Origin of the sequence: uncultured Alloprevotella sp. (genome assembly GCF_963536905.1) — a bacterium.
Taxonomy (GTDB): Bacteria; Bacteroidota; Bacteroidia; order Bacteroidales; family Bacteroidaceae; genus Alloprevotella.
On record NZ_CAUTBW010000007.1, the window covers coordinates 1 to 25,007 of the forward strand.

Sequence of the window (25,007 nt, forward strand, 5' to 3'; positions counted from 1 at the left end):
GTGATTGGATTGATAAGTTTACTTACGCAGTGTTTGACGGAGAGCATATCTTCATGGAGAATTTTATCGAAGGCGAAACCAACCCATAAAAAACATAGGACACATTCATAACAGTCCGTGTTTTTCTCCCATAACAAAAGCGAAGTCTAAGGTCTATTTCCTTCGACTTCGCTTGTTTTTATTATTCCGTTCTTGTTTTTTTAGCGTGTAAAGGTTATGTGGAATTCCGTAAATAGTTTTTTTAAATTATGGAATAATAACCTTGAAAGATTTGTCACCGATAACAATAAGATAAACGCCTTGTGGTAGTGGTAGGGATAGAGGGCTGTTCGGCTCAATAGATGTTTTTGTAACACATTTACCATCAAGTTGGTAGATGGAAATAATGGCTGATTTATCTGTGAGGACGATTGTTAAATGGCCTGGAGTCGTGGAAAAATAGGGGTCTTTAGCTGTAGTAGTGGAATTGATGCCAGTAGTGGGAGTTACCACCTTGAAGTATGTGCTATAGAGAGAAGCCTTATCTTTTAGTTTAGGGAAAGCAGCGGTCTTAATCTTTATTCGGAGAGCTTTATCAAATGCTTTGGAGAAAGTGAAAATACCATTAGTGCAAGTATAATCATCGCCTTCTGAAAGCATATTTCCTTCAGAATCGTACACAAAGAAAACTGTTTTCTTCTTGCTTTGTGCAACGCCTGTAGCTTCTGCTTCTTGGCTTAAATCTAAAGGTTTTCCTACTTCAACTTGCTGTGCTACCATAAAATCTTTTTGTGGCCAGTAGATATAAGTAGATAAGTTTCCTCGCATTGGCAGTTGAGAAATCGGGAGTCTGTTGGCACCACAATCCAAAGAGGTCAGTGAATCCAATACAATGTTGAGTGTTTGAAGTTGGTTGCTACTTACATTGAGTTCAACGAGCTTTGCATTCTGATGGAGGTCAATGTGTTGTAGTTTATTGCCATTGATATTTAATTTTATCAAATCTTTCAGAGCGGAGAGATTCACGTCGGTTAAAAGATTATCTGTCAATTCAACACTTTGCAACTTTGTATTTTTAGAAAGATCTATGGATGAGGTCTTTGTATTCGTCAAATCAAGAACTTGTAGTTCTGTTAACGCCGAGAGGTCAGGGTTGCTTAAAGAAGAGTTGTACGCATACAGATAGCTGAGTGCTGTACAATGATTCAAACCTACTGGAACCAATCCCTCAGTGTTGGAGATGTTGAGAATTTTAAGTTCGGTAAGATCTGTAACATCTAAAGCTTTTAGTTTTGTGTTGCCATGGAGATAAAGTTCTTCCATTTCCTCGAGTCCGGAAAGGTTTATGCTTTCAAGATTTTGATAAGGTAGCGTGAGTCGTTTGATTTCTTTACAGCCTGTAAGATCTACTTTTGTGATACCTGTTTGCTGAGAGGCGAAAGACGCAATTCCTTCAACAGATATTTCTATCGTCCAAGGAGCTGGGACATCTTTGATTCGATGGGCAAACTGTGTGAGTCGGTATTCGTTATCGCTCACCGCTTCAGCTACAATTCCATCTGGGAATTTTACAGACACAGTTGTGTTTGGAGTGATGGTTCGAACAGAAAAACTTTGTATGGGAACACTTCCGTCAGCTATGTATGTTAGCTTAGACTGAGCCTGTATAGGCAGAGATGCAAAGAAAGATAGTACCAAGAAAATCGGTAGTAATACGAAGTACAGTTTCTTATCCATAAGCAATATAGAATTAAGATGAGTAAAATTATAGAATAGTGCTATAGCTATAGATTCTTGTATGCAAGAGGGTGAATATTATCGTGTTATATTGCAAATATACACTCTTATTTAATTCATTGCAACAGTATTTAGAGCAATGGATAGAAAAATACTAAAAGTGTTTCGGAATTTTACGTAAAATCAGAAACAGGTGTCGTTTTCTATTGAGTATGATTTAAAGGTTTATAGAATGCTACTCCTTAGTTGGACCTTAAATGTCTTCCAGCTTTACTATCCCGTGCATGACAGCATATACAGTAAGGCCGCTGACAGATTTGATACCAAGTTTTTCAGTAAGATTCTTTCGGTGGGAGATGACAGTGGTAAGCCCCACTTGCAACTTTTCCGCAATTTCTTTATTGATTAGTCCCATAGCTACAAAGTGTAGCACTTCTGTTTCACGCGGAGTTAGTGGGGTAGGGAGGATGCGCGGACGAGGTGTTTGCGAGTTGGTACCGTGTCCACTGTGGAAAATGCTGAGCAATTGTCGTGTGAAGTTTGTCTCTGTTTGGTGTGTATTGATTGTGCGAAAGGCATTGGGGATACAACCAGTATCAGTACCATTGATCAAGACAATGGTACGATGACACAACGGAGTAAAGAATTCAGAATGTTGTAAGAGAACGTGACCTGTAATAAAAAAGTGGAAAAATTGCCCATTGTTCTCCTTTTGCATTTCTTCAAAGTCGTGAAAAATACAAGCTTCACCCATTGGCATCATTCGCTTAATCATTTCAGCAAGGCCTTTTCCCTCTAGTGGGTTTGCTGTAATGATAGCTATTTGTGGAGTAAACTTCATTCGCTACTATGTTTTTTTATGTTGCAAATATACAAAGCTATACGATAAATCTCTGACAAATTCTTCAAAAAAGAGGAGAAAAACTCTTTGGTATTCGAATTTCATCCATGAGGATAAAATAGCCTCTAATGCTAATTAGAGGCTATTTTTTGTAAAACGGATGATAGAAAAATATGAAGAATGACTACTATATCTAACTTTTTTTAAGAAAGTTAGGTGTATGGATAACAGTTTAAAAACCAGATGAAATAGCTTAAAGACACGATAGGAGAACGCAAGAGATAAGAGTATAAATTTCTTTTTCCCAATTATTCTTTGTACCTTCGCGCTCCATAAGACGAAAAGAAGTGAAGAATTTCTCTATCATTCGATGTGATTGCAACACATCGCTTGAAAATGCTTGGATTGGAGCGGAGGACAAGTGTGCCCTTCCGCTGATTCGTCGTATCCGTCTCTTCTGTCAAGAGGATGACGGCGTTTTTTTGCTTCTAAGCCAATCTGCGAGACTTTCTTCATGTGCTTTTGCGTCTTACCAGAGAACTTCAACTAAATTTATAAATAACACATTAAAGCTATGAACTTTACCTTATTTGTCACGATTATCGTGACGGGTCTGGCGTTTGTGGGTGTTGTCACGGTGTTGGCCAATCTGCTGGCACCGCGCAGCTTCAACGCGCAGAAGGATGAGGCTTTCGAGTGTGGTATTCCGACACGTGGAGGTGCATGGATGCAGTTCCGTATAGGCTACTACTTGTTCGCTATTCTCTTCCTTATGTTCGATGTGGAAACGATGTTCCTCTTTCCCTGGGCTGTGGTGATGAAAAGCCTTGGTCTGATGGGTTTGATGGTAGTCGGATTTTTCCTGTTTGTCTTAGTTCTGGGCTTGGCTTATGCCTGGAGGAAAGGAGCATTGAAATGGGAATGAAACTGAAAAGGCCCAAAATCAAGAACATTCCTTACGAGGAGTTCAATGACAACGAGACTTATGAGGAACTCGTTGCAGAGTTGAATAAAAACGGAGCCAATGTTGTTGTGAAGTCGCTCGACGATTTGATCAACTGGGGCCGTTCAAATTCGCTTTGGCCGCTGACGTTCGCTACGAGCTGTTGCGGTATCGAATTTATGGCAGTTTGTGCAGCTCGCTACGACATTGCTCGCTTTGGTTTTGAAGTGACACGTAACAGTCCTCGTCAAGCTGACGTAATCTTAGTGAATGGTACTATTACTTATAAGATGGCTCCTGTTCTGCGTCGTCTCTACGATCAGATGGCCGATCCTAAGTATGTCGTGGCTATTGGCGGTTGCGCTGTAGCCGGAGGTCCATTCACGAAATCTTATCACGTAGTGAAGGGTGTTGACGAAATCATCCCTGTTGATGTTTACGTCCCTGGTTGCCCTCCGCGTCCTGAAAGCTTCCTTTATGGCATGATGCAATTGCAGCGTATTGTGAAGGCCGAAAATTTCTTCGGTACTACCAATCGTAAGCAAAAAGATCCTATGAGTCGTTCTGAGATAGCAAAACAGGAAAGCGAAATTATTAAACAGGAAGAAGAGGCATGAGCGAATTAGAAGAAAAGAAAGTCCAGGCTCAACAGCCTGCGTCTGCTGCAAAACCTGCAGCTACTCGTCCTGCGGCTCCTTCTGCAGTTGCTGCTCCAGCCGCCCCTGCCGAGAATGAGATACATCCTCGCACAGTAACCATCGATGAATTCCACAGAGAAATGGAACGCCTCAAGGATGAGGAAAAGATGGACATGCTCGAACTCATTACGGGAGAAGACTGGCAAGAAGAAGGTCTCGGCTGTGTTTACAATCTTTGGTCAACAGATACGGGTAAGCGTGAGTATATCAAACTGGTGACAACGGATCGTGAAAATCCGTTCCTTCCGACAGTTTCTGATTTGTGGGAAATTGCCAATATATATGAGCGTGAAGTGTTCGATTTTTATGGTATCAAGTTCTTAGGTCATCCCGATATGCGCCGTGTCTTTTTGCGTGAAGACTGGGAAGGCTATCCTATGCGTAAGGACGATGAAACAGAGCAGAAAAATCCGCTACGTATGACCAATGAAGTGCTGTCTGACACGACAACGCAGTATGATCGAATGCCCGATGGTTCTATTAAGGAAACTACCAATGTGGTGTTTACACCAGAAGATTATATGGTTAACATTGGTCCGCAACACCCTTCTACTCATGGTGTGCTCCATTTCCGCGTGGCACTCGAGGGTGAGCGTATCAAGAAAATAGATCCAAAACTTGGCTATATTCACCGTGGTATTGAGAAACTCAATGAAACATACACCTATCCGCAAACATTGGCATTGACCGATCGTATGGATTATCTCGGAGCAACGCAAAGTCGCCATGCTCTCTGTATGACCATTGAGAAAGCAGCAGGAATAGAAGTGAGTGAGCGTGTTCAAGTTATCCGTACGATTATGGATGAGCTTCAGCGTCTCGACTCTCACATCCTCTTCTTCTCTTGCCTCTGTCAGGATATGGGTGCAACGTCTGCATTCCTTTATGGTTTCCGCGACCGCGAGATGATACTCGATATCTTCGAGGAAACTTGTGGTGGACGCCTTATCATCAATTATAATATGATTGGCGGTGTGAGCCATGATTTGCATCCTAATTTCCAGAAGCGCGTAAAAGAGTTTATTCCTAAGATGCGTCAAGGTATTAAGGAATACTACGATATCTTTATCAATAATGTCATCGCACGCAATCGTCTTATTGGCGTGGGCATCCTGACCAACGAACAAGTTCGCAACATGGGTGTGACAGGGCCTTCTGGCCGCGCATCAGGTTGGCACAATGACATTCGTAAACGTCAGCCTTATGCAGCCTATGACAAAGTTGAGTTCAATGAAGTTGTACGTACGGAAGGTGATAGCTACGCCCGACTGCTAAACCGTATAGACGAGATGGAAGAGAGTTTGCACATTATAGAACAACTTATCGATAACATCCCCGAAGGTACGTTCCAAGCAAAGACGAAGCCTATTATTAAAGTGCCTACAGGAACTTACTACAGCTGCGTAGAAGGTAGCCGTGGTGAATTCGGCGTATTCCTTGAGAGTAAGGGCGATAAGAGTCCGTACCGTTTACATTATCGTTCAACGGGTCTGCCACTTGTCAATGCAATGGATGTTGCTTGTCGCAACGAGTTGATTGCAGATATGATGGCAATTAACGGAACTCTCGATTACGTCGTACCAGACATTGACAGATAAATCTCATTTAATCCACAATTAATAATCAACGAAGAATCATTTGTGGGTAATGCCACGACGATTCATTGTATATTGTTAATTATTCATTTAAGCAATGAATTCAAATATTTTCGATTTAACTACTTGGACGACGGCGATCCACGATTGGCTGACGGAGTTTATCCCCGAATGGTCTGCCATCCTGCTGGAATCGATAGTTGTAGCGCTAATTATCATTACGCTCTACGCAGTCTTCGCCATTGCCCTCATTTATATGGAGCGTAAGGTCTGTGCCTTCTTCCAGTGCCGTCTCGGTCCGAATCGTGTCGGTAAATGGGGCTTGCTGCAGGTCTTCGGTGATGTATTCAAGATGCTCACCAAGGAAATTATCCGTATGCGTAAGTCGGATCGTTTCCTTCACGACTTAGCCCCATATCTGGTTGTAACAGCTTCTATGCTGACTTTCGCCTGCCTGCCCTGGAATAAGGGTGGCCAAGTCTTGGATTTTAATGTAGGCGTGTTCTTCTTTATTGCTGTTAGCGGTATCGGTGTCGTAGGTATTCTGATGGCGGGTCTTGGTTCTAATAGTAAGTATCCTATGATAGGTTCTATGCGCGCTGGAGCACAGCTCATCAGCTACGAGATTTCTATCGGTATAACTATGCTGACTATGGTGACCCTCTGTGGAACGATGCAAATCAGCGAAATTGTTCAGCAACAGGCTGACCAAGGTTGGAATATCGTTCGCGGACACATTCCTGCACTGATATCCTTCCTTATCTTCTTGATTGCTGGAAATGCAGAGTGTAATCGTGGTCCGTTTGACCTTCCAGAAGGTGAATCAGAATTGACTGCTGGTTATCACACGGAGTATTCTGGTATGCACTTCGGTTATTACTATTTGGCTGAATACTTGAACCTCTTTATCTGCGCTGCAATGGCCTCTACTATCTTCTTAGGTGGGTGGGCTCCGCTACATATTGCTGGTTTGGACGGCTTTAACGAGGTTATGAACTATATTCCTGGAATTGTATGGTTCGTGGGAAAAACGTTCTTTATCCTTGTATTGCTTTTGTGGGAACGTTGGACTTTTCCTCGTCTGCGTATCGACCACATCCTTTCACTTGAATGGAAGTATCTGATGCCTATTAGTCTTCTGAATCTTCTGCTCATGGCGCTTGTTGTGACATTGGGCTTGGGTATTAACGTGTAATCGAATTGTAACAATGAAAGAAAACTCATATTTACAAGGGCTGTTCGCTGGCGTTAAAACGCTCACTGTTGGTTTGAGAACCACAATGCGCGAACTTTTCACTAAAAAGATTACAGAACAGTACCCTGAAAATCGTAAGGAACTGGTTATGTTCGATCGCTTTCGTGGAAGTTTAGTAATGCCTCACGATGAGAATAATGAACATAAGTGCGTAGCCTGCGGACTCTGTATGATCAATTGCCCAAACGATACCATTACCGTTGTGAGCAAGATGATTGAAACAGAGGATGGAAAGAAGAAGAAGGTGCTGGATAAGTATATCTATAATCAGGGTATTTGTATGTACTGCGAAATCTGTACACGCGTTTGTCCTCACGATGCCATCACTTTTGATCAAAGTTATGAAACTGCAGTGTTTGACCGTGCAAAACTTATCAAGCAGCTCAATCAGCCAGGTAGCAAGTGTAAAGAACGCAAGCCTGTGGCTCGTCCAGCTGTGGCAAAGCCTGCAGCTCCAGTAGCTCCAAAACCAGAAGCTCCAGCCGCTTCATCAACAGAAACAGCGGCCGCTAATAATTAAAAATCAAATCAAACAATGGATTCCCATAATATAATGTTCATCATTTTGGCAGCTATTATTGCTTGCTCTTCTTTGGCCTGCGTGCTATCGAAGAGTATCATCCGTGCTGCCACCTACCTGTTCTTTGCTCTTTTGGGTACGGCAGGTCTGTACTTCCTGATGGGCTACACCTTCCTTGGTTCTGTCCAGGTCATGGTTTATGCCGGTGGCGTTGTTGTGCTGTACGTCTTTGCCATCCTGCTGACAAGAGGAAAGAAGGATCGACTGAGCGAGAATACGAAGACAAAGATATTTGCTTCAGCTCTCCTGAGTCTGGTGGGATTTGGTATAGTTCTCTTTGCCATCTTTAAGCAAGAGTTCCTTGCCAGTTCCCTGGATGCCCCTGACGAGAATGTTCTTCCAATCAAGGAAGTAGGTGTTTCTATGCTCTCAACGGACTTCAATGGTTATTTGCTTCCTTTTGAGGCTGTATCCGTTCTGCTCCTTGCTTGCATTGTAGCAGCGTTGCTCATTGCCCGTAAACGATAAAACGAAAGACAGCTATGATTGAATTAAATTATATCCTCATCGTTTCTGCCATTATGATGTTTGCTGGCATCTTTGGATTTCTTACCCGCCGCAGCACATTGGCAATCCTTCTATCCATCGAATTGATGCTAAATTCTGCGGATATCAACTTCGCAGTATTCAACCGCATGCTCTACGGACAAAGCGGTAATACGGAAGGTTTCTTCTTCACGCTTTTCTCCATCGCCATTACGGCTGCTGAAAGCGCTATCGCCATCGCCATCATGGTCAATATCTACCGTTTAATCAAGGATACGTCTGTTGACAAGCTCACAAAGATGAAATGGTAAAAGACTTTTAATGCACAATGGAAACTCAATTTTTATATACAATTCTGATTCTGGCATTGCCTTTTTGCTCTTTTCTCTTTTTGGGACTCTTCGGTCACAAATTGAGCCATAAGGTTGCTGGACTTATTGGTACAACTAGCTTGGGACTTGTCTTCTTGCTTTCGCTCTACACTGCCTTTGAGTACTTCTTTGGCATTGGACGCAACGCACAAGGCATATATCAAGCTTTAGTGCCATACAATATGACGTGGTTGCCTCTCGGCAATCTTCACTTCGATATGGGTGTCCTGTTAGACCCGATTTCGGTGATGATGCTTATCGTCATCTCTACGGTGTCTTTCATGGTACACATTTATTCTTTTGGTTATATGCATGGAGAGCGTGGATTTCAGCGTTATTACGCCTATCTGAGTCTCTTTACCATGTCTATGCTTGGCCTCGTTGTCGCTACAAATATCTTCCAGATGTATCTTTTCTGGGAGCTTGTAGGTGTATCTTCTTATTTGCTCATTGGTTTCTTTTATACTGAAAAGCCCGCAATTGCAGCTAGTAAGAAAGCATTTATTGTGACACGTTTTGCTGACCTATTCTTCCTCATTGGTATTCTTATTTATGGTTTCTATGCACAAACCTTTAGTTTCAGTTTTGTTGAAACAGGTAGCGTGCGTGAATTTGCAGGTGCAGCCTTTATGCTGCCCACAGCTTTGTTCCTTATGTTCATTGGTGGTGCAGGTAAGAGTGCTATGTTCCCACTCCATATTTGGCTTCCTGATGCAATGGAGGGCCCAACGCCTGTTAGTGCACTGATTCATGCTGCAACCATGGTCGTTGCTGGTGTTTACCAGGTGGCACGTATGTTCCCTCTTTGGATTGCCTATGCTCCCGACACTCTTCATATTGTGGCTTGGGTTGGAGCATTTACAGCTTTCTATGCTGCGGCAGTTGCTTGCGCACAGAGTGACATTAAGCGTGTCTTGGCTTTCTCTACTATCTCTCAGATAGCTTTCATGATGGTGGCTTTGGGAGTTTGCATGCCTCTGCCTAGTGGAGCAAGTCCTGAATTGATCAACCATGAATTTAGTATCGGTTATATGGCAAGTATGTTCCATCTCTTCACCCATGCTATGTTCAAGGCAACACTATTCCTCTGTGCTGGTTGCCTTATCCATGCAGTTCATAGTAATGAAATGAGTGCAATGGGGGGGATGCGTAAATATATGCCAATCACTCATTGGACATTCCTTATCGCTTGCTTGGCAATCTCAGGTATTCCTCCTTTCTCAGGCTTCTTCTCGAAGGATGAGATTTTGGAAGCTAGCTTCGCTTATAGTCCAGTGATGGGCTGGGTGATGACAGGTATTGCTGCTATGACAGCGTTTTATATGTTCCGCCTTTACTATGGTATCTTCTGGGGAACAGAGAACAAAGAACATCATGCCGAATGCCATCCGCATGAGAGTCCTTTGGCAATGACTTTCCCACTTTTGTTCCTCACAGCTATTACGCTAGTAGCTGGTTTTATTCCTTTTGGAAAGATTATTTCTGCTGATGGATTCGCGTACGACTTCCTAGCACATTTCAACTGGCTCTTGGGTGCCAAGAGCTGTGTCATCGCACTTGTCTCTATTGGTCTTGCCACTTGGATTTACAAGGGAGAGAAACAACCTGTTGCTGATAAAATGCAGAATGCAGCACCGCATCTCCATCGTTGGGCATATAAGCGTTTCTATTTAGATGAAGTCTACCAGTTCATTACGCACCGCATCATCTTCAAGTACATCTCTGGAACTATCGCTAAGTTTGACCGTAAATATATTGACGGTTTCTTCAACTTCTTGGCTTGGGGAACTCACGAACTAGGTTTCCAAATTCGTGGTTTCCAGAGTGGTTCTATTCAGAAGTATGCGTTTATATTCTTCTTGGGTGCTCTCGCCCTGTTATTAGTTATGATCCTCTAAAACTGACAGATATATGAATTTCTTATCAATATTTGTACTGATTCCTCTGCTCATGCTGCTCGGTTTATGGCTAGCAAGAGATCAAAAAAGTATTAGAGGCGTGATGGTAGCGGGTAGTACCTGCTTGCTCATCCTTTCTGCTGTCCTCACAGTGCTCTTCCTTCAAGAACGAGCTGCTGGTAATACGGCAGAAATGTTGTTCACCGCCTCTTTCGATTGGATTACACCATTGCACATTAAGTACTCCGTCGGAGTCGATGGAATCTCTGTTGCAATGCTGTTGCTCTCCTCCGTCATCGTGTTTACAGGAACGTTTGTTTCTTGGCACATGAACAAGGAATACTTCTTGTGGTTCACACTGCTGAGTGCAGGTGTTTATGGTTTCTTCATTTCCATCGACATGTTCGCCATGTTTATGTTCTATGAAGTAGCTCTTATCCCGATGTATTTGCTGATTGGTGTGTGGGGCACAGGTCCTAAAGAATATGCAGCCATGAAGCTGACACTCATGCTTATGGGCGGTTCTGCTTTCCTCATGTGTGGTATCTTTGGTATCTTCTATGGAGCAGGTGGCCAGACAATGGATATTCTCGACATTGCCCATCAGCAGAATGGTGCTCACTTAATCGACATTGCCCAGCAGCATATTTGGTTCCCGCTAACCTTTGCCGGTTTCGGTGTTCTCGGTGCACTGTTTCCTTTCCATACTTGGAGTCCTGACGGTCACGCTTCTGCGCCAACGGCAGTGTCTATGTTGCACGCAGGTGTATTGATGAAGCTTGGTGGCTACGGCTGTTTCCGCATCGCTATGTTCCTCATGCCGCAAGGAGCACAGGACTTAGGCTGGATTTTCCTCGTACTAACGGGTATCTCAGTTGTCTATGGTGCCTTCTCAGCTTGTGTTCAAACCGACTTAAAGTATATCAATGCTTACTCTTCAGTGTCTCACTGCGGCTTGGTGCTCTTCGGCATTCTGATGGTGAACCAAGTAGCGGCTACTGGTGCAGTCTTGCAGATGCTTTCTCACGGTCTGACTACAGCTCTCTTCTTTGCCCTCATTGGTATGATCTATGGCCGCACGCATACACGTGATATCCGTGAGATGAGCGGTTTGATGCGGATTATGCCGTTCCTCTCTGTATGCTATGTGATAGCTGGTTTGGCTAATCTCGGTCTTCCAGGCTTCAGCGGCTTTGTTGCAGAAATGACCATCTTTGTTGGTTCCTTTGCTAATGCCGACACGTTCCATCGTGTGCTGACTATTGCAGCCTGCACTAGCATTGTTGTCACAGCTGTCTATATTCTTCGCCTTGTTGGTAAAATCCTTTATGGAGTTTCCACTAATGAAGAACACTTGAAGCTTGACGATGCTCATTGGGAAGAACGTTTCGCTGTTATCTGCCTCATCGCTACGATTGCAGCCCTCGGTTCTGCTCCGTGGTGGGTAAGTAATATGATAAATTCTGGTGTAGCTCCAGTCGTAGAACATATTACAGCCTTTGCCGCCAATACGAATCTCAATCCGTTCATGTAATCTCTTAAAGAATAAAAACAGACAATGGATTATTCACAATTCTTACATATGCCCGAGGAGGCAAGCCTTTTGGCTGTCATTCTTATCCTCTTTTTGGCCGACTTGTTTATGTGCAAAGAGCCTAAGGAAGGGGAGACCATTAGCCAGAAGCCCTCAGCTATCAACTATGTAGCTATAGGCCTTCTCTCTATTCATACACTCATCAACCTGTTGCCCTGTTGCAATGGTAGTATGCAGGCAACAGAAGCCTTTGGCGGAATGTACCAGCATACGCCGATGATGACTGTTATTAAGTCGGTACTTAATATTGGAACACTTGTGGTGTTTCTGATGGCTAATAGTTGGTTGCGTCGCCCAGAGAACATTGTTAAGCAAGGCGAGTTCTATCTCGTTACGCTATTCACGTTGCTCGGTATGTACTTTATGATCAGTAGCGGGCACTTCTTGATGTTCTTCATCGGCTTGGAGTTGGCCAGTGTACCTATGGCAGCTCTCGTAGCTTACGATAAGTATCGCTATGAGAGTGCAGAAGCGGGTGCCAAGTTCATTTTGTTGGCACTCTTCTCCAGCGCACTTCTTGTCTATGGTCTTTCGCTCATCTATGGTGCCACTGGTACGCTCTACTATAGCAGTGTGGGTGCTCTCTTCTCTGGTGATACGCTTCTCAGCGTTATTGGTCTAACGTTTTTCCTTTCAGGTATGGGCTTCAAAATTAGTTTGGTACCATTCCATCTTTGGACAGCTGATACCTATCAGGGGGCGCCGACCGTAGTAACAGCCTATCTTAGTGTTATCTCAAAAAGTAGTGCTGCTTTCGTTCTCTTTACGGTTCTCGTGAAGGCTTTTGCAGGCGACTCTTTGATGGCCGAGTGGAACACAGGTCTCTATTGGATTATCATCGCTTCTATCACGTTGGCAAATATCTTTGCCATTCAGCAGCAAAATCTAAAGCGCTTCATGGCCTTCTCTGCCATCTCCCAAGCTGGTTATATCGTACTCGGCATTATGGGAGGGACGGCTCAGGGCATGACATCCATCGTGTTCTATATCCTCGTCTATATGGTAGCCAACTTAGGTGCTTTCGCTGTTATCAATGTGATTGAACAAAACAGCGGAAAGATTCGTATCGACGACTACGACGGACTTTATGAAACAAATCCACACTTGAGCTTCATCATGACGCTTTGCCTCTTCAGTTTGGCAGGTATTCCGCCTTTTGCAGGTATGTTCTCTAAGTTCTTCATCTTTATGGCAGCGTTCAATGCAGGCTACCACTGGCTTGTACTGATAGCTTTGATTAACACAGTTCTTTCACTCTACTATTACTTGTTGATTGTAAAGGCCATGTATATCAAGAAGAATGAACATCCTATAGCTCAGTTCCAATCTGATGGCTATACGCGTGTAGCTCTCGTTATCTGTACAGCAGGTGTTATCGTGCTGGGTATCGGTGGTGTTTTCTATAACTATATTGACACACTTTCCTACGGCATCGATAAGATGCTTGGAGCACTCTAATAAGTGTAAACTTCTATCTTTAGCGGCTTTTCTTACAATAAGGGAAGCCGCTATTTTTTTATGCAATAAAATAATAGTATATTGCGCCTTGAATCAGAAAAAGAACATCAATAGTATGGAAAAGAAAAGATATGTAGTGGGATTAGGCGAACTACTTTGGGATTTGCTCCCTTCAGGCAAACGTTTGGGCGGTGCTCCTGCAAATTTTGCCTATCATGTTTCTCAATTTGGTTTGAAAGGCTTGGCTATAAGCGCTGTGGGGCAAGATGCTTTAGGAGAAGAAACTATTCAAGAACTAGAGCGTAAACAGCTTCTTGCATATATTGAAAGGGTTGGATATCCTACGGGGCGAGTGAATGTACAACTTGATGAAGCTGGTATTCCCCTTTACGATATTCAGCAGGATGTGGCTTGGGATAATATCCCTTTTACAGAGAAACTCCGTGAGATTGCAGAAAATACCCAAGCCGTTTGTTTCGGTTCTTTAGCTCAGCGTAGTCCGCAAAGTCGTGTTGCCATTCAAGCTTTTTTGGCATCTCTGCCTGCCGATGATGACGTTCTTCGTATTTATGATATAAATCTCCGCACTCCCTTCTATAGTAAAGAAGTTGTAGATTTGTCTCTTTCTGCTGCAAATGTTCTTAAGGTTAACGATGAAGAATTGCCCATCCTAGCTAATTATTATAATCTCCCCCAAATATCTCCATTGGAGCAGTGTGAGCTTCTTCGTCAGCGTTTTAATCTGCGCCTTGTTATTTATACTTGTGGAGCAAATGGCAGTTATGTCATCTCTGAAGAAGGCGTATCTTCCCAACCCACGCCAAAAGTTTCAGTCGTCGATACTGTTGGAGCTGGAGATAGTTTTACCGCTTCTTTCTGTGCAGCGCTTATCAATGGTTCTCCAATCTCAGAAGCTCATGCTATTGCTGTTAAAGTATCCGCTTTTGTATGTACTCAGCAAGGCGCAATGCCTATTCTGCCTCGCGACTTATTGAGTTAACAGCAAGAAAAAATTATAAGAAAGAGAAGATTGAGGCATATATTATGTTGTCTCTCTATTTCTCTTTCTTTTTATTTTAGCGAAGAAATTGGCTATTGAATATCTAATTTTATATTTTGTCACTAGGAGTATTGTAGTGTTACAGATGAATTCAATAGATTCTCGCTGATTGCTCTTTTTCTTTTGAGTATGCTCGTTTTTGTGCCAAATAGCGAAAAAATGAATACGCTTATTAAGATATTCATTCTAATATTGTAACTTTGCCTACATAGAAATACCTAATAAATATATTCACACACAACTCTATGAAATTTTTCAAAGTTCTTGCTATCGCCGTTTTGGCGGTACTTTCGTCTGGGCAGATGAATGCCCAGTCCACGTCTCCTTCTACGAAGTGGCATTGGAATGAAGGGCAGATTGTACTTGACACTCCTGCTCGCCCTGCTGGCCAACAGTCGGCTTTAGGCTTGACAGTTCCCAAAATTCAGAATGTGCGTGTTGCTTTTGTAGGCTTAGGGATGCGTGGACCTGGTGCTGTTGCACGCTGGACATATATTCCTGGTGTAGAAATTGTTGCATTGTGCGACTATGAACAGAAGCGCGCAGAACGTTGCCAAGAATATCTTAAAAAGGCAAATCTTCCGCCAGCGTCCATCTATTTTGGTGCAGAAGGTTACAAGGAACTTTGCAAACGTCCCGATATTGATCTTGTTTATATTGCAACTGACTGGGATCACCATTTCCCCGTGGCTAAGTTTGCTATGGAGAATGGAAAGAATACGGCTATTGAAGTACCTTCTGCTATGAATGTTGAACAGTGTTGGGATCTTATCAACTTAGTTGAGAAAACTCGCAAACATTGTATGATTCTTGAGAACTGTTGCTACGACTGGTTTGAAATGAATACTTTGAATATGGCACAGCACGGAGTTTTCGGTGAATTGCTCCATGGACAAGGTGCTTATATTCATAACCTAGATGATTTTTGGAATGCATATTGGAAGAATCCTGAGAAATCTCCTAAATTAGGCTGGCGTATGCAGTATAATATGGAGAATCGTGGCGATGTCTACGCTACTCACGGTCTAGGTCCTGTGGCACAAGCTTTCGACATTCATCGTGGTGACCGCATGAAAACACTTGTTGCAATGGACACTAAACCTGTTCATGGTCCTAACTATGTGGAAGCTAAGACAGGTGTTCGCCCAACAAATTTCCGCAATGGTGATCATACTACAACACTGATTCGTACAGAGGAAGGAAAGGTTATTGAGGTTCAGCACCAAGTGATGAATCCGCGCCCTTACGACCGCCTCTATCAACTCTCTGGTACGAAAGGTTTTGCCAATAAATATCCTGTTGAAGGTTACGCTCTTGATGCGAAGAGCTTGAAAGAAGCTGGTGTTGCTCCTAAGGTAGACAATCTCTCTTCTCACTCTTTCATGTCGGACGCAGAAAAAAAGACTCTTGAAGAGAAATATCAGTCGCCCATTCTGAAGAAGTATGGCAAGATGGCCAAAGAAGTTGGTGGTCATGGAGGTATGGACTTCATCATGGATAGTCGTCTTGTTTACTGTTTGCAAAATGGTTTGCCTCTCGATATGGACGTTTACGACCTTGCCGAATGGTGTGCTTTGGCTGAACTCGGAACTCTTTCTCTCGATCATAATTCTGCTAGCGTTGCTTTCCCCGACTTTACGCGTGGACATTGGAATGATGTGAAAGGTTATAAACATGCTTTCGCTCCTGCTGCACAAGAAGATGCAGCGGCTCAACTTGCTACTGCTATCACCAATGCACAAAAGGCTATTGCTGCTAAGGCTTGGGCAGATTATGAGAAGGCAACTACGGTTGAAGCCAAGAATGCTGTTAGCACAAAGGCTGTGGCCAACGTGCAGAAGGCAGTTGCTAAATTGCTGAAGAAGACAAAATAAGTCTACAGCCACATATAATTATACGTTAAATGCGTCCACTACAGAAGTAGTGGGCGTTTTTTGTTGCGATGATAGATGAGTGCGTGGAAAAATTTTGTATCGCTTTGCGCACCACAAGTATTCACGCAAACTTCTTTCTTTTGATTTTTGCTCTGTACCGAGGAGATAAAAATATCCTTATTGTGTCAGCCGACGCAATAAGGATGTCAGCTGACATCCTTATTGTAATCAAAAATACAATAAGGGGATTTGTGGGGAGGTTACAATGATTGAGTCCCCTAATGCCTTTTTTTGTGCGCGCAAGTGCTCTGAAGTAATATGTTCTGAAGATGGAGAAAATCTGTCATTTGGCTTTTCAGCTTTTAGCAAAGAACGGAAAGGTTTGTCTTGTGGCGGAAATATTGTATTTTTGTCATCACAAAATACGTATTTTGATATGTCAGACAAAATTTATCTCACTGGCGACCGTCCAACGGGTCGCCTTCATATTGGACACTATGTAGGGTCTCTTCGCCGTCGCGTAGAGATTCAGAACACTGATGATTATAAGGATTTCTATGTGTTTATCGCAGATGCTCAGGCATTGACCGATAATATGGATAATCCAGAAAAGGTTCGCCAAAACGTGATAGAGGTAGCCTTGGACTATCTGAGTGTTGGCTTAGACCCCAATAAAGTCACAATTTTTATCCAGAGTCAGATTCCTGAGCTCACTGAACTATCCTTCTATTATATGGACCTCGTTACTGTGAGTCGTTTGCAACGTAATCCAACAGTGAAGACAGAAATCTCTATGCGTGGTTTTGATTCAAGTATTCCCGTTGGGTTTTTTACTTATCCCATTTCTCAAGCAGCTGATATAACGGCATTTAAGGCTACACATGTGCCGGTGGGAGAAGATCAGAAGCCCATGCTTGAGCAAGCCACAGAGATTGTGCGTCGCTTCAATTATATCTATGGTGAGACTCTCGTTGAGCCACAGATAATTCTACCAACAAATGCAGCTTGTTTGCGTTTGCCAGGAACAGATGGTAAGGCTAAGATGTCAAAGAGTCTTGGAAATTGTATCTATTTGAGCGAAGATCCTAAGGACATGAAGAAAAAAATCATGTCGATGTATACAGATCCCGAACACTTGCGCGTGGAAGATCCAGGACATATTGAAGGAAATACAGTCTTTACTTATCTCGATGCTTTTTGCCGACCTGAACATTTTGAGGAGTTCTGGGCCGATTATAAGAATCTCGACGAAGTGAAAGAACATTACCAACGTGGTGGATTGGGAGATGTGAAGGTGAAAAAGTTCCTTAACAATATCTTACAAGCAGAGTTAGAACCTATGCGGTTGCGTCGTGCTGAATTTGAAAAAGATATTCCAGCCGTCTACGAGATGTTACGCAAGGGAACAGAGCGCGCTCGTGAAGCTGCTGCAGCAACGCTTTCTGAGGTAAAACATGCAATGAAAATAAATTATTTCGACGATCTAGCTCTTATTGAAGAACAAGCAAAGCGTTATGCAAAATAATTTTGCAGGCTAACTCTTTGAGAGTTCGAATATTCTTCTTAACTTTGCACCCCGAAACGCATAGAATGCGTCAGCTGAAAAGAACGAAACAAAAAATAAAAAAGACAAAATAAAAATGAAACGTACATTCCAGCCCCACAACAGAAAGAGAAACAACAAGCATGGTTTCCGTCATCGTATGCAGACCGCTAACGGTCGTCGCGTGCTAGCTTCACGTCGTCGTCATGGCCGTAAGAAGCTCACTGTTTCTGACGAAGTTCATGGTAAGAAGTAATTCTCTTTTTGAGATTTTGAGATTTACGAGAGAGGCAAAGGCTTCTCTCGTTTTTTTATAGTATCTTTGCAATAGATTGGGGGAGATTATGCCCCATAAGTCAAAGATAACATCGCCCATGACGATTAAGGAGTTTTTCAAGAAAGTTTGCAGCAAAAGCATTATAGGTAACATGCTAGCAATGTTGCTGCTCACTGTGTTGCTGATAGTAGGTGTTTCTTCTTTCCTTGTGATTTATACACGCCACGGACAAGAAGTGACAGTTCCTGATTTGCGCGGTAAGAGTTATGATGTGGCCGTGGCAGAACTCAACGACATGGGACTCAAGGCGGAAGTTCGAGACACGGGCTATGTTCGTACATTGCCTCCTAATTCTGTTTTGGATCAATCCATCCGTCCGGGTGAAAAAGTAAAAGCTGGACGCATCATAGAGTTTACTATCAATGCGGCTTCAGCGCGTGCTGTTGCTATCCCCGATATTGCCGACAACTGTTCCCTTCGTGAGGCCGAGGCTAAACTGCGAGTTATGGGCTTCAAACTGACAGCTCCGAAATATGTTACAGGTGATAAAGATTGGGTTTATGGCATTGAGGTGAATGGTCGAAACGTTGTGAAAGGGCAGAGAGTGTCAGTTGATGTTCCGCTTACGCTTGTTGTGGGTGACGGGAATGTCCAAGACGAGTATAATGGTAACGACAGTCTTGACTATGTTATCAATGGACCAAGCGAAGAAGAGCTCAAAGCAATGCGTTCGCTCTATGAAGATAACAATTACGATTCAATCCATATTTCCGAATGACGGCCTTTTCAGGAGAAATAGAGGATACGCTTCTCCCAGATATGCTGGATGGAGATACTAAAGGTCTTCTCGATGAACCAGAAGACGACTCGATGGGGGGAGGCCTTTACGAGCATTTCCGCGTGGTTGCCGATAAAGGTCAGCAACTGCTGCGTGTGGATAAGTTCCTAATGATTCATCTGCCCGATACTTCTCGCAATCGTATTCAGTTGGCAGCTAAGGCGGGTTTTATTCACGTCAACCAGAAGCCTGTAAAAAGCAATTATCGTGTAAAACCATTCGATGTAGTTACACTGCTTCTTGACCATCCTCGATATGAAAATAAAATAGAGCCCGAGGATATTCCGCTTGATATTATCTATGAAGATAGCGAATTGATGGTGGTCAATAAGCCAGCAGGCCTTGTGGTCCATCCAGGGTGGGGAAACTACACCGGAACTCTTGTGAACGCCATTGCCTGGCATTTGCGCGACGACGCCAATTATGACCCCAATGATCCAGGGGTGGGACTCGTTCATCGAATTGATAAAGATACCAGCGGACTTCTTGTCGTGGCCAAAACGCCCGATGCCAAGACCAAACTGGGATTACAATTCTTTAATAAAACAACGCGCCGCCGCTACAATGCCCTTGTTTGGGGGAATATCCAAGAGGAAGAAGGAACGATAGTTGGTAATATTGCCCGGAATCCGAAAGATCGTTTGCAGATGGCAGTATTCCCTCCCGAGTCGGAAATAGGTAAGCACGCCGTTACTCATTATCGCGTGTTGGAACGTTTTGGCTACGTCACGCTTGTAGAATGTATTCTTGAAACGGGGCGAACTCATCAGATACGGGCCCACATGAAACATTTGGGACATCCACTCTTTAGCGATGAACGCTATGGAGGCGATAAAATTTTGCGTGGAACACAGTCGAGCAGTTATAATAGTTTTATCCGCAACTGCTTTGAAATCTGTCCGCGTCAAGCTCTTCATGCCCGCACGCTTGGTTTTAAGCATCCCACAACGGGGCAAGAATTGGATTTTACGTCCGAAATGCCTATTGATATGGCCCAGCTCCTAGAGCGATGGCGGACGTATTTCAAAGGAATTAAGTAAACGTACAAGATAGCAATGAAAAAAGTTATTGCAATTGTAGCCGGAGGTTACTCCTCTGAGCATGATGTCTCTCTGCGTAGTGCAGAAGGGATTCTGTCTTTCATGGACAACGGAAAATATGATAGCTACGTTGTCGATATAGAAAAGAACAAATGGACAGCACGTTATGGTGATGAACTTTGTCCAATCAACCGCAGCGATTTCTCCTTTACGGCCAGTGATGGTCAACATAAGTTCGATTTTGCATACATAACGATTCATGGAACACCAGGTGAAAACGGTATTCTTCAAGGCTATTTTGATTTAATAGGAATACCTTATTCAACGAGTGATGTACTTATTGAGTCGATGACTTTTAATAAGTTTGCCTTAAACAACTTTCTTCGCTCTTTCCCAGAACTGCATATATCAGACAGTATCATGGTGCGTAAAGGCGAAGCAATGCCTGTGGAGGCGGACATCATAAATCGCTTGGGACTGCCGTGTTTTGTAAAACCCAATGCAGGCGGCAGCAGCTTCGGTGTAACAAAGGTGAAAACTGCTGAAGCCCTCATACCGGCCGTCGAGAAAGCAATGCACGAAAGCGATGAGGTACTGATTGAAAAGATTATGGTGGGCACTGAAATCACTTGTGGCGCGTACAAACAAGGCGGTGAAGTCGTGACTTTCCCTATCACAGAAGTAGTGACCAGCCAAGAGTTCTTCGACTACGATGCGAAGTATAATGGAAAAGTTAGTGAAATCACGCCAGCCCGCATCGCCGATGAAACTGCGAAACGCGTAAGTGAGATGACGAAGCACATCTATAAAATTCTTGGCTGCTATGGCCTCATTCGTATTGACTATATTTTGTCGGGCGAAGCAGGTAACGAACAAATCAACATGCTTGAGATAAACACAACTCCAGGTATGACCGCTACTAGCTTTATTCCGCAGCAGATACGTGCAGCAGGGCGTAAGCCGGGAGATGTCCTCTCCGAGATAATCGAAGGTAAATTCTAATTATCAACATATCGGCTCCATGCCAACAACTTTTAAATATTTGTTGGCTTGGAGCTGTCTTTCTTAAACCCGAAACAACATGGAAACACCTGCAGAATATGACGACATTCGCTGCTATGAAGCGAAAGATTTGAAAGCTACTTTCGATGCGTTGCTCGCTGACGAACAGTTCTGCGGCATCCTGCAACAACTCTTTCCCAAAACATCTTTTGAACAGCTCAAAGCCGGGCTCTATTCATGTAAAGACGTTCTTGATTTCCAAGAGAAATTTGTCTATGCGTACATAGATGATTTGATGAGCAAGGTAAGTTTGGGCTATGATCTCGACTGTGGTGAAATAGAAGATAAACATAAAGCTTACACGTTTATTTCTAACCATCGAGATATAGTTTTAGACCCCGGACTTTTGGCTATGTTGCTTATCAAGAATGGTTTTTCCACAACGCAAGAAATAGCAATCGGTGATAATCTCCTCATTTTTCCTTGGATAAAGCATTTGGTACGTCTTAATAAAGCTTTTATCGTTCAGCGTAGCCTAGGTCTTCGTGAAATGCTTGCAGCCAGTAAAAAGATGAGTCGCTATATGCACTTTGTCATTCGCGAGAAGCAGAACCCTATTTGGATTGCACAACGCGAAGGGCGCGCCAAGGACAGTAACGACCATACCGCTGAAGCCGTCTTAAAAATGGTGGCTATGGGAGGAACAGGGACTCCGCTGGGTAATTTGAAAGAAATGAACATTGTACCGATGAGTCTATCTTACGAATATGATCCCTGCGACTATCTTAAAGCCCAAGAGTTCCAGTTGAAGCGAGACAACGCAGATTTTAAGAAGAGTAGGCAGGACGATTTACTAAATATGCAAACAGGAATTCTCGGCTTTAAGGGACACGTTCATTTTGTTATGGGAACGCCTATCAATGATTGGTTGGACGAACTGGAAGATGCTCCTAAAGGACAATTCTTTGGTGAAATCGCCCAGCGTATGGATCGCGAAATCTATCGTAACTATCGTTTGTTCCCAGGTAATTATGCAGCTGCGGATCTTCTTCGTGGAAATTCTGACCATGCTACTCATTACTCAGCAGACGAGAAAGCTCATTTTGAGAAATACTTGAAAGGGCAGTTGGCAAAGATAGACATACCTAACAAGGATGAGGCCTTTCTGCGTGACCGTATACTGGAAATGTATGCTAATCCGGTTTTTAATCATGAAAGCGTGCTTTAGTGCACTTCTGCTGTTCTGCACCTTGTTGTCGGCATGTTCCGACGAAGCGGACAGACCTTTACAAAATTATGAGCAAGGACTGGTTGAGGCTCTATCACGAGGGGATAAAACGATTTCGCAAATAGTCTTAGATAATGGCGATACCCTTGCGGTGACCAATCGGATAATGGTGGCACAACCTGCTTCAACTATTCGAGCCTATGCGCTTTATGTGCGTGCGAATAAGACGGTTGAACTGATGCGCCTTTCGCCAGTATTGACCTGTTCCGTTCAGCAAATGCCAGATACAGTCCTCCGAACTGATGCGCTACTACTACGATCGATGTGGTTGAGCCATCGATATCTCAACTTCTTTGTGTCGCTGCCCACTGGGCCTGCAAAGCGCAGTCATTATCTGGGGATTGTTGATAAAGGCTTTTCAGAGAATGAAGCGCACACGCAGACGCTGAATTTGCAACTCTTTCATTATCAGAATGGAGACGGAAAGGCTTACTATCGTGATACTTATTTTTCTTGTCGTCTTGATTCTTATCTCCCACGCCTCTCGAGGGGGGACAGTATCCGCTTGTTCTACAGGGATGAGAAAGGTAGGCAGACCTCAATAACGCAAGCTTATTGATTCAATCTTTTAGACAGTAGCTTCTTTAAGTACTGTCATTTTTAATTAAACAACCAGAACTGAATGGATTTTCATCCTATAGAATTAACTGATCGCGAACAAATCCAACAGATTGTTCGTGAGAGCGAATGTCGAAATTGTGATCTCAACTTCTTGAATTTGATGAGTTGGCGTTTTCTTTATGATACGCAAGTGGCTTATCATGGTGATTGGCTGCTTTTCCGTTTCAAGGCAGAGGGGCATAATGCTTATTTAGCCCCCGTGGGACATGGTGATTGGGCTGCTGTTGTTGGCGATTTGCTCGAAGATGCTCGTCAGCAGGACGCTCCTTTTTTGATGTTGGGCTGCCCAGAAGTTCAGTTGGGCTATATTAATGCAGCCATGCCCGATTATTTTTATGCCACGGCCGACCGTAGTTATACCGACTACATTTATCATCGTGAATCGTTGGCCACATTGGCAGGAAAGAAGCTTCAGCAAAAGCGCAATCATGCCAATAAGTTTGAAAAACTCTATCCTAATTATGAATATCTTCCTCTCACTCCTGAGTTTATTCCTGAGTGTTTAGCACTCCGCGAACAATGGGAGGAGGAGAAAGACAATGTTCCTTCTGGGCGTCTCTCCGCTGATGCCGAGCGACGCAGTATTGAGTATGTTTTTTCCCATTGGGAAGAGTTGGGAGCCATTGGTGGTGTGCTCCGTATAGAGGGGAAAATCATCGCTTTCACTTACGGCGGCCCTGTCAATTACGATACTTTTGACACTTGTGCAGAGAAGGTAGATTTCAACTTCGAAGGAGCTTTTGCTATGATCAATCGCGAATTTGCGCGCCACTTACCGGAACAATTTGTCTATATAAATCGGGAAGAAGATTTAGGTCTTCCAGGCTTACGCCGCTCAAAGGAGAGCTATCGTCCGGCTTTTTTGCTTAATAAATTTACCGTTATGGAGCGACATCCAATGAAGATGGATTAAATTTGCACACATCTATTCATCGTAAAAATAATTCTTTCGATATGCTTCTTACTCCTGAAGAACTCAAACAACAGACTCGCGAACTTTGGAAAACTTGTTTTCCAACAGATAGCGAAGAGTTTCTAGATATTTATTTTGAGGATAAATATACCGATGCCTCCAATATAACACGCCGCGAGGGAACCCAAGTGGTTGCTGCAGGACAGTTGTTGCCCTATAGTATGAACTTCTACGGCAGCACTGTTCATACAGGTTATTTCAGTGGGGTAGGCACCTTGCCCGAGTATCGTGGGTATGGATTGGCTTCACAGATTATTAGTGAGGGCCATCGTCGACTCTATGAGCAAGGAGGCGTTTTGAGTTTTCTCATTCCTGGTAGTGAAGAACTACGCCATTTCTACGAACGGCCGCAGCATGGTGCTTTTTGGACCTCTACTTTCCGTGCAGAAGTGGAGCTTACGCCCACGGGCGAAGAAGATGCTCACATCGTGATTGAGGAGCCCGAAGAATGGGGAGAGAATCTTTATGTCTATTACCAACAACGCTGTCGTACTTATCCTTTTATTTTTAAATCATCTCTGAACGATTTTTTTGCATCCTTAGAGACTTGCGATTTAGAGGGAGGATTTGTTCTTGTGGCTCGTAATAAGTCGCGGATTGTTGGTTTGTGCTGGGGTGTACAAGAGTCCGACGGCCGCGTGATGCTGCGCGACATTGTGGTGAGTGACTATCGAGTTCAGAACCTCTTTGTGACGTACCTCTGTCGTAAGTATGCAGTGGAGCACATCTACGATCGTGGTGCTTGCGCGGGAGCCATAAAGGGAGCACAACCTTATGCTATGGCTCGTGTTGTTAATGTTGTTAAATTCTTCAAGACCATTTTGCTCCAGCATCCTGGTTTTGAGCTGAGCATTGGTATTGATGGCGATCTCGATGTGCCTGAAAACAACGGATTTTATATGCTGCGTGGCGGAGAAGTCTTTATTGTAGAAGATCGTCCCAGTCAGATTATCACCCCTGGTGGACTTGCTGCTATGTTCCTCGGCTCTCAGCCCGTGATAGTCAGAAATATGCTCGATGAGTAAGTAGGCAATATTTAAGGACATTATAGCGTTA

Annotated in this window: 22 protein-coding genes and 2 pseudogenes; 22 read left to right on the top strand and 2 right to left on the bottom strand. The window is 43.5% G+C overall.

The genetic code is table 11. From position 1 onward, the window contains the following. Positions 1–89 (top strand): annotated as a pseudogene (locus ABLA33_RS02025) (UDP-2,3-diacylglucosamine diphosphatase); the annotation flags it as partial. Between the two features lie 157 nt (positions 90–246). Here the strand turns inward: ABLA33_RS02025 and ABLA33_RS02030 are convergent. Both ABLA33_RS02030 and ABLA33_RS02035 read right to left on the bottom strand, forming a co-directional pair. Further along, positions 247–1,716, bottom strand: coding sequence for a leucine-rich repeat domain-containing protein (locus ABLA33_RS02030; RefSeq protein ID WP_347719045.1), 1,470 nt, complete (start codon positions 1,714–1,716; stop codon positions 247–249). A gap of 253 nt (positions 1,717–1,969) precedes the next feature. Then, positions 1,970–2,557, bottom strand: a complete 588-nt coding sequence (locus ABLA33_RS02035) for a helix-turn-helix transcriptional regulator (RefSeq protein WP_311490523.1) — start codon at positions 2,555–2,557, stop codon at positions 1,970–1,972. Positions 2,558–3,131: 574 nt separating this feature from the next. Here ABLA33_RS02035 and ABLA33_RS02040 point away from each other — a divergent pair. The 21 genes and pseudogenes from ABLA33_RS02040 (at position 3,132) to ABLA33_RS02140 (ending at position 24,976) form a co-directional block, all read left to right on the top strand. Next, complete coding sequence (locus ABLA33_RS02040; RefSeq protein ID WP_311490522.1) at positions 3,132–3,482, top strand: NADH-quinone oxidoreductase subunit A; 351 nt, start codon at positions 3,132–3,134, stop codon at positions 3,480–3,482. Further along, a complete protein-coding gene (locus ABLA33_RS02045) occupies positions 3,479–4,117 on the top strand; it encodes an NADH-quinone oxidoreductase subunit B (protein WP_311490521.1) in 639 nt (212 codons plus the stop codon). The genes ABLA33_RS02040 and ABLA33_RS02045 overlap by 4 nt, the downstream gene beginning before the upstream one ends. After that, entirely contained in the window at positions 4,114–5,796 is a 1,683-nt protein-coding gene (locus ABLA33_RS02050) for an NADH-quinone oxidoreductase subunit D (RefSeq protein WP_311490520.1), read from the top strand. Before ABLA33_RS02045 ends, ABLA33_RS02050 begins: the two co-directional genes overlap by 4 nt. A 106-nt stretch (positions 5,797–5,902) precedes the next feature. Continuing rightward, on the top strand, positions 5,903–6,988 hold the full coding sequence (gene nuoH / locus ABLA33_RS02055; protein ID WP_347719078.1) for an NADH-quinone oxidoreductase subunit NuoH: 1,086 nt from the start codon (positions 5,903–5,905) through the stop codon (positions 6,986–6,988). A gap of 13 nt (positions 6,989–7,001) precedes the next feature. Next, positions 7,002–7,466: pseudogene (locus tag ABLA33_RS02060) on the top strand (4Fe-4S binding protein); the annotation flags it as partial. Positions 7,467–7,583: 117 nt separating this feature from the next. Next, complete coding sequence (locus ABLA33_RS02065; protein WP_347719046.1) at positions 7,584–8,096, top strand: NADH-quinone oxidoreductase subunit J; 513 nt, start codon at positions 7,584–7,586, stop codon at positions 8,094–8,096. Positions 8,097–8,110: 14 nt separating this feature from the next. Further along, entirely contained in the window at positions 8,111–8,425 is a 315-nt protein-coding gene (gene nuoK, locus ABLA33_RS02070; protein WP_183694150.1) for an NADH-quinone oxidoreductase subunit NuoK, read from the top strand. A 17-nt stretch (positions 8,426–8,442) separates the two neighbouring features. Further along, entirely contained in the window at positions 8,443–10,383 is a 1,941-nt protein-coding gene (nuoL, locus tag ABLA33_RS02075; RefSeq protein ID WP_347719047.1) for an NADH-quinone oxidoreductase subunit L, read from the top strand. Positions 10,384–10,396: 13 nt separating this feature from the next. After that, a complete protein-coding gene (locus ABLA33_RS02080; RefSeq protein ID WP_311490517.1) occupies positions 10,397–11,917 on the top strand; it encodes an NADH-quinone oxidoreductase subunit M in 1,521 nt (506 codons plus the stop codon). 24 nt (positions 11,918–11,941) lie between these two features. Beyond that, on the top strand, positions 11,942–13,435 hold the full coding sequence (locus tag ABLA33_RS02085) for an NADH-quinone oxidoreductase subunit N (RefSeq protein ID WP_347719048.1): 1,494 nt from the start codon (positions 11,942–11,944) through the stop codon (positions 13,433–13,435). Between the two features lie 115 nt (positions 13,436–13,550). Next, a complete protein-coding gene (locus ABLA33_RS02090; protein WP_347719049.1) occupies positions 13,551–14,435 on the top strand; it encodes a carbohydrate kinase in 885 nt (294 codons plus the stop codon). A gap of 362 nt (positions 14,436–14,797) precedes the next feature. Next, complete coding sequence (locus tag ABLA33_RS02095) at positions 14,798–16,369, top strand: Gfo/Idh/MocA family oxidoreductase (RefSeq protein WP_347719079.1); 1,572 nt, start codon at positions 14,798–14,800, stop codon at positions 16,367–16,369. Between the two features lie 436 nt (positions 16,370–16,805). Continuing rightward, entirely contained in the window at positions 16,806–17,894 is a 1,089-nt protein-coding gene (trpS, locus tag ABLA33_RS02100; protein ID WP_311490514.1) for a tryptophan--tRNA ligase, read from the top strand. Between the two features lie 115 nt (positions 17,895–18,009). Next, complete coding sequence (gene rpmH / locus ABLA33_RS02105) at positions 18,010–18,168, top strand: 50S ribosomal protein L34 (RefSeq protein WP_009347500.1); 159 nt, start codon at positions 18,010–18,012, stop codon at positions 18,166–18,168. 88 nt (positions 18,169–18,256) lie between these two features. After that, on the top strand, positions 18,257–18,967 hold the full coding sequence (locus ABLA33_RS02110) for a PASTA domain-containing protein (protein ID WP_347719050.1): 711 nt from the start codon (positions 18,257–18,259) through the stop codon (positions 18,965–18,967). A 92-nt stretch (positions 18,968–19,059) separates the two neighbouring features. After that, on the top strand, positions 19,060–20,067 hold the full coding sequence (locus ABLA33_RS02115) for an RluA family pseudouridine synthase (protein WP_347719080.1): 1,008 nt from the start codon (positions 19,060–19,062) through the stop codon (positions 20,065–20,067). 15 nt (positions 20,068–20,082) lie between these two features. Further along, positions 20,083–21,069 carry a D-alanine--D-alanine ligase gene (locus ABLA33_RS02120; RefSeq protein WP_347719051.1) on the top strand — a complete coding sequence of 329 codons (987 nt, stop codon included), beginning with the start codon at positions 20,083–20,085 and terminating at the stop codon, positions 21,067–21,069. A gap of 79 nt (positions 21,070–21,148) precedes the next feature. Then, positions 21,149–22,297: an acyltransferase gene (locus ABLA33_RS02125; protein WP_347719052.1), complete on the top strand. Its 1,149-nt coding sequence runs from the start codon at positions 21,149–21,151 to the stop codon at positions 22,295–22,297. Then, entirely contained in the window at positions 22,260–22,916 is a 657-nt protein-coding gene (locus ABLA33_RS02130) for a NigD-like C-terminal domain-containing protein (RefSeq protein ID WP_347719053.1), read from the top strand. The genes ABLA33_RS02125 and ABLA33_RS02130 overlap by 38 nt, the downstream gene beginning before the upstream one ends. Before the next feature lie 63 nt (positions 22,917–22,979). After that, positions 22,980–23,891, top strand: a complete 912-nt coding sequence (locus ABLA33_RS02135; RefSeq protein ID WP_347719054.1) for a phosphatidylglycerol lysyltransferase domain-containing protein — start codon at positions 22,980–22,982, stop codon at positions 23,889–23,891. 41 nt (positions 23,892–23,932) lie between these two features. After that, positions 23,933–24,976, top strand: coding sequence for a GNAT family N-acetyltransferase (locus ABLA33_RS02140; protein ID WP_347719055.1), 1,044 nt, complete (start codon positions 23,933–23,935; stop codon positions 24,974–24,976). Positions 24,977–25,007 lie beyond the last annotated feature (31 nt).

Excerpts from the sequence above, each read along its gene's own strand:
- ABLA33_RS02030 (WP_347719045.1), bottom strand. The coding sequence starts at position 1,716 with ATGGATAAGAAACTGTACTTCGTATTACTACCGATTTTCTTGGTACTA.
- ABLA33_RS02035 (WP_311490523.1), bottom strand. The coding sequence starts at position 2,557 with ATGAAGTTTACTCCACAAATAGCTATCATTACAGCAAACCCACTAGAG.
- ABLA33_RS02040 (WP_311490522.1), top strand. The coding sequence starts at position 3,132 with ATGAACTTTACCTTATTTGTCACGATTATCGTGACGGGTCTGGCGTTT.
- ABLA33_RS02045 (WP_311490521.1), top strand. The coding sequence starts at position 3,479 with ATGAAACTGAAAAGGCCCAAAATCAAGAACATTCCTTACGAGGAGTTC.
- ABLA33_RS02050 (WP_311490520.1), top strand. The coding sequence starts at position 4,114 with ATGAGCGAATTAGAAGAAAAGAAAGTCCAGGCTCAACAGCCTGCGTCT.
- ABLA33_RS02065 (WP_347719046.1), top strand. The coding sequence starts at position 7,584 with ATGGATTCCCATAATATAATGTTCATCATTTTGGCAGCTATTATTGCT.
- nuoK (WP_183694150.1), top strand. The coding sequence starts at position 8,111 with ATGATTGAATTAAATTATATCCTCATCGTTTCTGCCATTATGATGTTT.
- nuoL (WP_347719047.1), top strand. The coding sequence starts at position 8,443 with ATGGAAACTCAATTTTTATATACAATTCTGATTCTGGCATTGCCTTTT.
- ABLA33_RS02080 (WP_311490517.1), top strand. The coding sequence starts at position 10,397 with ATGAATTTCTTATCAATATTTGTACTGATTCCTCTGCTCATGCTGCTC.
- ABLA33_RS02085 (WP_347719048.1), top strand. The coding sequence starts at position 11,942 with ATGGATTATTCACAATTCTTACATATGCCCGAGGAGGCAAGCCTTTTG.
- ABLA33_RS02090 (WP_347719049.1), top strand. The coding sequence starts at position 13,551 with ATGGAAAAGAAAAGATATGTAGTGGGATTAGGCGAACTACTTTGGGAT.
- ABLA33_RS02095 (WP_347719079.1), top strand. The coding sequence starts at position 14,798 with ATGAATGCCCAGTCCACGTCTCCTTCTACGAAGTGGCATTGGAATGAA.
- trpS (WP_311490514.1), top strand. The coding sequence starts at position 16,806 with ATGTCAGACAAAATTTATCTCACTGGCGACCGTCCAACGGGTCGCCTT.
- rpmH (WP_009347500.1), top strand. The coding sequence starts at position 18,010 with ATGAAACGTACATTCCAGCCCCACAACAGAAAGAGAAACAACAAGCAT.
- ABLA33_RS02110 (WP_347719050.1), top strand. The coding sequence starts at position 18,257 with ATGCCCCATAAGTCAAAGATAACATCGCCCATGACGATTAAGGAGTTT.
- ABLA33_RS02115 (WP_347719080.1), top strand. The coding sequence starts at position 19,060 with ATGGGGGGAGGCCTTTACGAGCATTTCCGCGTGGTTGCCGATAAAGGT.
- ABLA33_RS02120 (WP_347719051.1), top strand. The coding sequence starts at position 20,083 with ATGAAAAAAGTTATTGCAATTGTAGCCGGAGGTTACTCCTCTGAGCAT.
- ABLA33_RS02125 (WP_347719052.1), top strand. The coding sequence starts at position 21,149 with ATGGAAACACCTGCAGAATATGACGACATTCGCTGCTATGAAGCGAAA.
- ABLA33_RS02130 (WP_347719053.1), top strand. The coding sequence starts at position 22,260 with ATGCTAATCCGGTTTTTAATCATGAAAGCGTGCTTTAGTGCACTTCTG.
- ABLA33_RS02135 (WP_347719054.1), top strand. The coding sequence starts at position 22,980 with ATGGATTTTCATCCTATAGAATTAACTGATCGCGAACAAATCCAACAG.
- ABLA33_RS02140 (WP_347719055.1), top strand. The coding sequence starts at position 23,933 with ATGCTTCTTACTCCTGAAGAACTCAAACAACAGACTCGCGAACTTTGG.